Consider the following 643-nt stretch of genomic DNA (forward strand, 5'->3'; position numbering starts at 1 on the left):
TAGCCCGAACCGGGTCGCCGTGGCGGGATCTGCCGGAACTCTTCGGCAACTGGAACAGCGCCTTTGTGCGCTTCTCGCGCTGGTCCAAGAGGGGCGTCTGGGACCGGCTTTTTGCCGCCATGGCCGATGAGCCCGACTTCGAATACATCATGATCGACTCAACCATTGTCCGGACGCACCAGCATGCGGCGGGCAAAAAGGGGGGCCTGAGGCTCGTGCGATCGGACGCTCCCGTGGCGGGCTGACCACCAAGATCCATGCCGTCGTCGATGCTTTGGGCAATCCGCTCCGCTTCATCCTGACGCCGGGACAGGCGAGCGATATCACTCAGGCTGAAGCCTTGATCGCTGATCTTCCCGCCGACCATGTCTTGGGCGACAAGGGCTACGACGCCAAGCCGTTGCGCGAGGCCATCGAGAGCCAGGAGGCCGTGCCGGTCATCCCGCCCAGGGCAACCTCGCCACAAGTCCCCTGCGACTACGCCCTTTATTGCGAGCGCAACCTCGTCGAGCGCTTCTTCTTGAAAATCAAGCACTTCAGGCGCATCGCTACCCGCTACGAACAGACCCCACGGGCGTTCCTGTCAATCCTTTGCCTCGTCAGCGCGTTCATCTGGACCAAATGAATGTCAACGCGCTCTAGG

Annotated in this window: 2 protein-coding genes; both read left to right on the forward strand. The window is 62.1% G+C overall.

Annotated features, from left to right (window positions below; translation table 11 throughout):
• Positions 1–245 (forward strand): transposase (locus OCW50_RS33130; protein ID WP_262300410.1); only part of this gene is annotated, 245 nt, incomplete at its 5' end.
• Positions 221–625: an IS5 family transposase gene (locus tag OCW50_RS33135; protein ID WP_262300411.1), complete on the forward strand. Its 405-nt coding sequence runs from the start codon at positions 221–223 to the stop codon at positions 623–625. The genes OCW50_RS33130 and OCW50_RS33135, both read left to right, overlap by 25 nt.
• Positions 626–643: the final 18 nt, after the last annotated feature.

The sequence above is a fragment of the Microvirga sesbaniae genome (assembly GCF_025460805.1).
Taxonomy (GTDB): Bacteria; Pseudomonadota; Alphaproteobacteria; order Rhizobiales; family Beijerinckiaceae; genus Microvirga; species Microvirga sesbaniae.